Here is a 9,135-nt window from a genome sequence, read left to right as displayed (position 1 = left end):
CCTACAACTACGACAACAAAGACAACTACAAAGGCTACCACAACAACAGCGAAGCCTACAACCACGACAACAAAGACAACTACAAAGGCTACCACAACAACAGCGAAGCCTACAACTACGACAACAAAGACAACTACAAAGGCTACCACAACAACGGCAAAGCCTACAACCACGACAACAAAGACAACTACAAAGGCTACCACAACAACAGCGAAGCCTACAACTACGACAACAAAGACAACTACAAAGGCTACCACAACAACAGCGAAGCCTACAACTACAACATCAAAGCCTGCAACAACTACGGAAAAACCGCCTGCACCGCAGAGAGTTATCAGATTCGGCGATGCAAACTGTGACGGAAATATTGATATGTCCGACGTGGTTATCGTAATGCAGTTCCTTGCTAATCCGAATAAGTACGGACTTGAGGGAACTGAAAAACAGCACATCACACAGGAGGGAATCGCTAATTCCGACTGCGATCAGAGCACAAGCGGTGTTACACTGAGCGACGCTTTGGCAATTCAGAAGCTCCTTCTGAAAATCATATCATTGCTTCCGATAAAAAAGTGATAGTTGAATATTGATAAAAAAGACGGCAGAGTGATCTGCCGTCTTTTTTATCAGCTTTTAGCTTTCGAGATGTCAAAAAGCAGTCCGTCCGCAAGCTTGCCGAGCTTGTCCCTGTGCTCGTTTATGGCGGAAACAAGTTCGTCTGCTGTATCGCCCGTGAGCTTTTTGTACATATTCCGTCTGCTCAGAGAGCCGATAACGCAGCTTTTCAGTGTTTCGTCAAGGGAGTCGTCGGCATAGAGTTCCACAAGATACTTCATTCTGTCCCAGTCGGTCTGTCTGCATAACAGATGAATGAAGTGCTTTTTAATAGTGGGAGCAGTGTGATGCTTATATTCGTTCCATATATCACTGCAGCTGTAATTTATGCGGTTCGCGGTGATGGTTCGGTAGGCTTCGGTGGCCATTAGGCTGTTGTAGGAGCATAGCTGCTCCCAGTAGACAGGAGCTCCATCCGCGCCCATGAGTTTGCCGTAGGAGCGGAGAGCTTTCCGGGCTGTGGCGGTATTATCCGGGCATATGAAGCTTTTAAGGGCTTCTGCGTCTGCTTTTGTACCGTATGTGCCGAGCTCTGCAACGGCTATGGCAGTATTTTCGGTGCCGAGAAGTTCGAGAAAGTATTCCCGTGGTTTGAATCCCCAGTATTTTTTCAGAATAAAGACTGCAAGAGCCCGTACCTTTGAGGACTTATCCGTGAGAAGGCGGTCAAGTCCGTCCCATGCACTGTTCAGTTCCTCGTATTTTTTCAGAAGGGCGGTATATCTGATGTTGGGGCATTTATGGCTGATATATTTTTCATATTCGCTGTCGGAGCAGCCGAAATTGCCGATCTTGTGCATTAGAATGAGCTCCTTGCTGCTGCCGAAGGGCTCGTATTCGATGATATTTTCCAGTATTTCCTTGCTGAAAAGTCCGTTCTGACAGCCGAATCTGTAGAAAGCGTTCCTTATCATAGGTTCTTCGCGGTAAAGCCTTGCAAGATGTGAGGTACCGAGCTCGTTTTTTATCCTTGCGCAGATTGTTTCATAGAGTTCACCTATATGCTTTTCCGAGCGCCTGTGAGTCATGGCGAGCTTTTCATATATGATCGTATCCCTGATGATATCGTACAGCGGACATTTCGGAAGTATCTGCTTCAGCAGCTCCGCGGAGCAGTTCCTTATTTCCTGAACCCAGTCGTTGACGCGGATGTAGAAATACCTGAGTAATCCGTCGTATTTGGCAAGCTTTCGCAGGCAGTCCTCGCGGAAATAGCCGTTTCGGTTGAAGGTTCCGATACAGAGCAGGGCGATGTATTCCTCGTCGGAAAGATGAGGGTACTTTTCACGGGTCAGGTCTGCCTGCTGTGTGCCTCTGAACATAAGATACTGCGAGTGGGAGCAATAGTCCGAGCCGCGGCAGATGTCGGAAAAAGTGTACCATTTCTTTGCGGAAAGGCTGCCGAGAGTTTGAAGAAGAGCCTGAGCAATGTCCTTCTGCTGCTTTTCGTTTACAAAGAAGAAGTTTTCCAGCAAAAGCTGTACATAGGTGTACTTTCCGTCCATAAGTTCGTTTATGGAAGCTGTTATGCGCTCGTCGCTGACAGTGGGGAGCTTTGGCTCATATGCTGTTTTATTCGGGACGACAAGCTGCGCTCCCTGAGCGGCTTCAGTCTTTTTGCGCTTGAAAAAGCTGAACATTTTTATTCACCTCGGTCATTGTTGATTTTAATAATTATACATCGCAAAGGGCAAAAAGTCAATTTTTACACTGAAAAATGGTATGACCAGTTGTCAGACTTGCCGAAAAATCCAACAAAATAGTTGACTAAGCCTGAAAAATATAGTATAATATTTTTGACGTATTATTTGCGGCGCAAATTTACAACTGCTTTTTTATAGGAACATAATATTATTTACATAACAAAACTGATCAAGGGAGGAAATATTATGGACGCAATCGAAAACCTTTTAACACGAAGAAGCATCAGAAAATTCAAATCTGATATGCCGCCCAAGGATATCATCGGGAAGATAATCGAGGCAGGCACATACGCTGCAACGGGCATGAACCGTCAGTCTCCGATAATCGTTGCTGTGACGAACAAGGAAATACGGGACAGGCTTTCGGTAATGAACGCTCAGGTAATGGGTATGAACAACGACCCGTTCTATAACGCTCCCGTCGTGCTCATCGTGCTTGCAGATAAGGATATGTTCACTTATCTCTATGACGGAACTCTCGTTATGGGAAATCTCATGAACGCTGCTCATGCATACGGTCTTGCGAGCTGCTGGATACACCGCGCGAAGGAAGAGTTTGAGTCCGAAGAGGGCAGGGAACTCCTGAAAAAGCTGGGTATCGAGGGCAATTACGAGGGTATCGGGCATTGTATTCTCGGTTATGCAGACTGCGAAGAGCCTGCCGCAGCTCCGAGAAAAGAGAATTACGTATACTGGTGCGAATAAGATGAAAAGCAGGGTTTATCCCTGCTTTTTTATGGTTTCTTTACTGTTTTCAGTATGTATTCGTCGTTGATGACGAGCTTGTTTCCGTGTTCGGTTATGGCTTCTTTTATACCCTTGAAGAATGGAGTCCTGTAGGGCTCTTCAAGGGCTATGTGGTCGCTGTGGGTACCGATGTACTGCACGTATTCTGCGGCTGTGAACTCCCTTGTGCCGCGGAAAATGCTGGTCTCAAGGTCGGTATAGCCGTAATTGAGTGCATTGTCGTACACAAATGGAGCTTTGCTGCCGCTGTTTCCGGTTTTGAAGTATTTGTCGTAGACCTTCTGCATATCCGCGTACATCTGCGGCTGGGGAGATCTCAGATCCATGTGCAGGAACATCATCGCCAGCATTCCGCCGTTTTTCAGAAGCCTGAATGTCTTGCTGAATGCGGTATCTTCGGGGAGCCACTGTATAGCAGCAGCGGAATATATCATATCGTATTTCTCGCCGCCGAAGTCGTGAGTGATGAAATCGTCGTTGATGAGGCTGTAGTTTTCTGCGTTTTTGTACTTGTTACGCAGAAACTCCGAGAGATTGCTGCCGAGCTCTATCGCCGTGTAGCCGCAGCCCGTTTCAAGTATCGGGTCGGTAGCCTGTCCTGTACCGGGACCTATCTCAAGTACCTTTGAGCTGATGTTTATTGCTGCTTTTTCAATAAGTTGAGAGAATAGCTGTGGGCTGTAGTGAGGCCTCCATTTGTCAAACTGCTCGGGGATAGTGTCAAATGATAGTCTGAGTTCCATAGCGGCTCCTTTCTTTGGCAAAATGGTTTGGTTTTACGGAAAAGTATTCTTATTATATATTATTTGCTTTTATAAGTCAACAGACGGAGATGGAATTTTACATTTTTATAAATAATTGTTACAATTCTGATATTATGTAGCTTTTTCCAGAACGGTGTGGTATAATACCTTTGTCGAGAAAGCTGACAATATTATAATGAAAGAAGAATGAAAATGAACAGAAAGATCATTGCAGTCACAGCCGTTGTGCTGAGCATATGCCTGACAGGCTGCGGCTCAACGGAAGACAGCGCTGCACAGGACAACAAAACAACAACTGCCGTAACAACAACGGTTGAGACCACTGCTGAGGTGACAACAGAAGCGGAGACAACAACTGCCGCGGAAACAACCGAGGCTGCAACAGAGGCTGATACTGCCGAAGCTTCTGAGGCTGAAGACGCAACGGACGGAACTTCGGAGAATGCAGAGCTGGAGCAGATAGCGATCAGGAAAATGAATGCGCTTACAAAGATCAACGGCTATGTATCAGGTAAGATCGGCAGCGATGAGAATGACATTATCGCTGACAAATACGGTGCAGACCTCATCAGGGTCAACGAACCCGGTATAAATTCTATTGCAGATATCGAGGCTATTATAAACGATACCTGCACAGGCAAATTAAAAGAAGGTCTTCTCAAGAGCGTTAATAATTTATTTGCTGAAAGAGACGGAAAGCTTTATTATTATTATACAGCTCATGGGTTTAATATTTACATTACAGAAGGCGGCGTTAAATTAAGCAATGTTACCGAGAATTCTTTCACTGCCGAAACCGTTTGCAAAAATCAACTTAGCGGCGACGGAAAGTTGAATTTTGTCAGGGACGGAGACAACTGGCTCATCACGAACGAAACATTTGAATGATTAACATTGTCAAAGGAGCTTGAAAAAGCTCCTTTTTGTTTTGTGAAAGCAGCCTTTGCTGTAAATATTCATCCGATATGTATTAAATGATATTTTCAGACAGCACCTTTGTTTTATTCAAAACAGCATAAAGTAATTAATTTATAGTACTATCGTGCTAAACGGCGGAATTATTCCTCTGCGTGAAATGTTATAAAAAAGCTCAAAATGACAGAGAGTATATAAAAATCGGAGATAAAGTTGAACCAAAAATGTAAAAAACAGCAAAAAGCGGCTAAAAATGGTTGCTGATAGCAAGAATTGACTTGCCATGTTCACAAAGACGTAATAAAATAAGAGTAGGAACTGAGAAAAAGATGGGACTCAAAAGTTTATTGCACTTTTGTGCTTTTTCTTGGTCGAGAAAAGGGAAAAAATCACTAATATTTTTCAGAAAGTGAGGAATGATCAAAATGAGAAAAGGCATCTTGAAGAAGATCGTCGGCGCAGGTACTACTGCTGTGATGATCGCTGCAAGTATTCCTTCTGTTCCTGCGGTTGTTCATGGAGCTGACCAGCAGGTAAGAGGCAATATCGGCGGATTTGACTATGAGATGTGGAACCAGAACTATACAGGTCAGGCTTCAATGAACCCCGGTGCAGGCTCTTTCTCCTGTTCCTGGAGCGGAATTGAAAACTTCCTGGCTCGTATGGGCAAGAACTACGACAGCAAAAAGCAGAGGTACAATCAGATAGGCTCTGATATCACTCTGACTTATGATGTTGAGTACACACCAAGAGGAAACTCCTATATGTGTGTATACGGCTGGACAAGAAATCCTCTCATGGAATACTACATCGTAGAGGGCTGGGGCGACTGGCGTCCACCCGGAGACGGCGCTGAGAGAAAGGGTACTGTAACTCTTGACGGAAACACATACGACATTGCAAAGACAATGCGTTACAATCAGCCTTCTCTTGACGGTACAGCTACTTTCCCGCAGTACTGGAGCATCCGCCAGACAAGCGGCTCAAGAAACAATACAACAAACTACATGAAGGGTACTATCCACGTAGGCAAGCACTTTGACGCATGGTCAAAGGCAGGTCTCGATATGTCGGGTACTCTTTATGAAGTATCCCTTAACATCGAGGGCTACAGATCAAACGGTTCTGCTAACGTTAAGAGCCTCGCCGTATACGAGAACGGTTATAACGGCGGCGGCGGTGGCGGCGGCGGAGAGACCGTTACACCCGCTAAGACAGTAGAGCCCGATAAGAACGGCGACTACTTCACAAATGATTTTGAAAGCGGCGAAGGCGACTGGGTAGGAAGAGGAAGCGCTTCTGTTGATACAAACAGCAAGAACTTCTACGACGGTTCAAAGTCACTCTACGTTTCAGGAAGAGAGAACGAGTGGAACGGCTGTGCTATCCCGCTTGATTCAAGTGCATTCGTACCCGGCGAGACATACAGCTTCAGCGCAGCAGTTCTCCAGAACTCAGGCAGCACTGTAACTCTCCAGATGTCCCTCCAGCAGGGCGACGGCAACGGCGCTTCCTATACACAGATCGCTGACTGCTCGGCTAAGAGCGGTGAGTGGACAAAGCTCGAGAATACAAAGTTCGAGATACCTTCCAACTCAGGCGACCTTATACTCTACATTGAGACTCCCGAGAGCTCAGGCGACCTCTGCGACTTCTTCGTAGACGCAGTTCAGGTTTCCAAGGCAGGCAAGGAATCATCTGTAGTAACAGGCCAGGGCACAGTTGGCGACACATCCGCAGGCGGCGGCAGCGGCTCAGGCGGCGGTGAAGGCGGCTCAGGCGGCGGCGCAAGCTATACAGGCGTTCGCGCACATCAGAACCTCAACTACAAGTACGAAAAGGGCGGCGACGGCTTCAAGGATTACATGGGACCGTACTTCCGTCTCGGTACTTCCGTAAGCGGCAACGAGATAGGCAACTCACAGGCTCAGCAGTTCATCAAGAAGAACTACAACTCCATCACCTGCGAGAACGAAATGAAGCCTGATTCCATCGTTGCAGGCGTAAACGGCGATAATGTAAACATCAGCCTTAATTCTGCAAGCAGCATACTCAAGTTCGCTGAGCAGAACGGCATCGGCGTTCGTGGTCATACGTTCGTATGGTACAGCCAGACTCCTCAGTCTCTGTTCCAGGACAACGGCGGCACTGTATCAAAGGACAGAATGAACAAGCGTCTTGAGAGCATGATCAAGAATACTTTCAGTGCTATCAAGTCTCAGTTCCCGAACCTTAATCTCCACTCCTACGACGTTTGTAACGAGCTCTTCGTTAACGACGGCGGCGGAATGAGACCTGCAAACAATTCCAACTGGTCAAGAGTATACAACGGCAGCTCAGAATTCGTTGTAAACGCATTCAAGTATGCAAGACAGTATGCTCCTAAGGATTGTAAGCTTTACCTCAACGACTATAACGAGTACATGAGCGCAAAGACCAAGGACCTTGTAAACATGGCCAAGACAGTCATGAAGGAGGGCGACTATATCGATGGTATCGGTATGCAGGCTCACCTTGATTCCAAGTATCCTTCAGCAAGCGAGTTCGAGACAGCTATCAAGCAGTTCGAGTCACTCGGACTTGACGTTCAGATCACTGAGCTCGATATCACAAACAGCACAGGTTCTAACGGACAGCTTTATCCTCAGATCTTTGAGGTTGCTATGAAGCACGCTAAGAACATCTCAACTGTAACTCTCTGGGGTACAACAGATGAGAGAAGCTGGAGATACCGTGAAAACGGCGGTTCACCGCTTCCGTTCAGCAACTATCAGCCTAAGTCGTTCTACAACGACATCATCGCACTCACAAAGAAGATCGATCCTCCGAGCTATGAGGAGGAGGTAGTTACAACAACTACAACTACTACAGCTCCCGTTGTTACAACTACTACAACCACAGTTCCGGCAAAGGATCTCAAGGAGCTCCTCAACGAAAAGGTTTCAAAGTGGGGCGACGGTAACTGCGACGGCGGCATAGATATGGCTGACGCAGTAATCATCATGCAGTCACTTGCTAACCCGAACAAGTATTCACTTACAGATCAGGGCAAGTTCAACGCAGACGTTTACGAGGCAGGCGCTGGTATCACAACTATCGACGCTTATACTATCCAGAAGTATCTCCTCGGTCTCATAAAGTCACTTCCTGACAGCTATGCTGACAAGATACTCACTGTATCTTCACAGGGCAGCAATGGCGGAAATGAGCAGCAGACTGTTGCTACACAGCCGACAACAACAACTACTACAAGACAGACAACAACTACAACAAAGGCAACTACAACTACAACAACAACTCAGCCTAAGTCAAACTTCAACTACAATGCTAACTTACAGTATAAGGCAGCTCCTGATTATTACTTCAACGGCTGCCAGCAGCAGGGTAAGGTCACAAAGGAGAGCTATAACGGCATAAACGGCTATAACAGCTGCAATGTTTATACTCCTTATAACTATGACCCGAGCAAGAAGTACAACATATTCTATCTCATGCACGGCGGCGGAGAGAATGAGAACACTCTGATCTCCCAGAACGATACTATGATCCAGAATATGCTGGACAATATGATCAAGAACGGCGAGCTTGAGCCACTTATCGTTGTATTCCCGACATTCAACAAGACAGAAGCAGGACGCTTCTACAGCGAGTTCCGTCAGAGCTTAGTTCCTTTCGTTGAGGGCAAGTACTCAACTTATGCTAACAAGGATACATCTGAGAGCTCACTCAAGGCTTCAAGAATGCACAGAGCATACGGCGGCTTCTCAATGGGCGGCGTTTCAACATGGGCTGTATTCGAGAACTGCCTCGACATCGTAGGCTACTTCATGCCTCTCAGCGGCGACAGCTGGAACGGTAACTCAGCATACGACAAGGCTAAGGGTATTGCTAATGCAGTTGACAAGTCAGGTCTCCAGAAGAATGAGTACTTCATATTCTGCGCTACAGGTTCAACTGATATAGCTTATCCTAACGTAAGTCCTCAGATCGACGAAATGAAGAAGATGAGCCAGTTCGTTTACACATCTGACTTCTCAAAGGGCAACCTTTACTTCATGGTAGTTAACGGTAAGGATCACTGGTGGGGCAATGTAAGACATTATGTATATGATGGACTTCCCTACTTCTTCCACGAAGGACAGTAAAAAATAGTAAATCCATGATATTTTTAAAAGCCGAGGGCATAAAGCCCCCGGCTTTCTTTTGTTACATTTTGTATCGGCTATAACGTTTTGTGCAGCAGCTTTGCGGCAATAAATCAATTAAAAATGCAGTAAGTTAATCTAATTTAACATTTTGTCCATTGATATTTGTCAAAAAATCATGTATAATAAAATAGGATTATAATGAGATAGTAGGCTTTGAAAGGTTTACTGCCTCAAAAAAATAAA

5 protein-coding genes and 1 pseudogene are annotated in these 9,135 nt (G+C 45.8%); 4 read left to right on the top strand and 2 right to left on the bottom strand.

From position 1 onward, the window contains the following. Positions 1-576, top strand: a pseudogene (locus tag IKW96_RS06105) (hypothetical protein); the annotation flags it as partial. Between the two features lie 50 nt (positions 577-626). On the opposite strand, the gene IKW96_RS06100 reads toward IKW96_RS06105, so the two are convergent. Next, positions 627-2,255, bottom strand: a complete 1,629-nt coding sequence (locus IKW96_RS06100; RefSeq protein WP_296571739.1) for a HEAT repeat domain-containing protein — start codon at positions 2,253-2,255, stop codon at positions 627-629. A 249-nt stretch (positions 2,256-2,504) separates the two neighbouring features. Between IKW96_RS06100 and IKW96_RS06095 the strand changes: the two genes are divergently transcribed. After that, positions 2,505-3,023 (top strand): nitroreductase, encoded by a 519-nt coding sequence (locus IKW96_RS06095; protein WP_367112944.1) that lies wholly within the window; start codon positions 2,505-2,507, stop codon positions 3,021-3,023. A gap of 29 nt (positions 3,024-3,052) precedes the next feature. Here the strand turns inward: IKW96_RS06095 and IKW96_RS06090 are convergent, their stop codons facing one another. Then, positions 3,053-3,808 (bottom strand): class I SAM-dependent methyltransferase, encoded by a 756-nt coding sequence (locus IKW96_RS06090; protein WP_296571736.1) that lies wholly within the window; start codon positions 3,806-3,808, stop codon positions 3,053-3,055. Positions 3,809-4,021: 213 nt separating this feature from the next. Here IKW96_RS06090 and IKW96_RS06085 point away from each other — a divergent pair, with 213 nt between their 5' ends. Together IKW96_RS06085 and IKW96_RS06080 are read left to right on the top strand one after the other, a co-directional pair. After that, positions 4,022-4,717 (top strand): hypothetical protein, encoded by a 696-nt coding sequence (locus IKW96_RS06085; protein ID WP_296571733.1) that lies wholly within the window; start codon positions 4,022-4,024, stop codon positions 4,715-4,717. Positions 4,718-5,169: 452 nt separating this feature from the next. Then, positions 5,170-8,889 carry an endo-1,4-beta-xylanase gene (locus IKW96_RS06080; protein WP_296571731.1) on the top strand — a complete coding sequence of 1,240 codons (3,720 nt, stop codon included), beginning with the start codon at positions 5,170-5,172 and terminating at the stop codon, positions 8,887-8,889. Positions 8,890-9,135: the final 246 nt, after the last annotated feature.

It is taken from the genome of Ruminococcus sp. (genome assembly GCF_017549005.1).
In the GTDB taxonomy this organism is placed as follows: Bacteria; Bacillota; Clostridia; order Oscillospirales; family Ruminococcaceae; genus Ruminococcus.
Note: the sequence above shows the minus strand (reverse complement) of the source record. Positions and strands in the feature narration are given on the sequence as shown.